Genomic DNA, 549 nt, shown 5'->3' with positions numbered 1-549 from the left:
GCTCGGTGCTCGACGCCGCCGGGGTCGCCGGGGTGGGCGCTTCCGCGCGCCCGATCGACGCGTAGCTGGTCTGCGCTCCCCCCGCTTCCCCCCACAGCGGCGAAATGTAGGAACTTCCGGGCGGCACGCCGGTCGAGACGGATGCCGCGCGCGGCGCGTCGCCCCGAACTTCCTCCGTTTCGGCGGGGTGGAGCGCGGCGGCAGAGCGGAGTGGACCGCGGACCCCCAGCCGCTCAGGCCGCCACGCCGCCGGGCGCGCGACCGTCGAAGAGCAGCATCGGCACCGGGCCGAACGGCATCGACCGCACCCGCAGGCGCCGGATGTCATGGCCGATGAAGCCCGCCTCGGCGAGCGCCCGTTCGGTGTCGCGGTCCCAGTGGCATCCGTGGCAGACCCGCTTCGAGATGGGCGTGGCGACGCGCTGCACCGCCCGCTTCAGGGTGCGCGGCGGCGCGAGGACGTGGTCGACGAAGACGACGCGGCCGCCGGGCACCAGCACCCGGATCACCTCCGCGAGCGCGGCGGCCGGGTCGCCGACCGAGCAGAGC

General features: G+C 76.0%; 1 pseudogene. It reads right to left on the bottom strand.

The features are described 5' to 3' along the window. Positions 1-233 precede the first annotated feature (233 nt). Positions 234-549, bottom strand: a pseudogene (locus GH736_RS24155) (class I SAM-dependent methyltransferase); the annotation flags it as partial.

The sequence above is a fragment of the Agromyces humi genome, assembly GCF_009720255.1.
Classification (GTDB): Bacteria; Actinomycetota; Actinomycetes; order Actinomycetales; family Microbacteriaceae; genus Agromyces; species Agromyces humi.
Note: the sequence above shows the minus strand (reverse complement) of the source record. Positions and strands in the feature narration are given on the sequence as shown.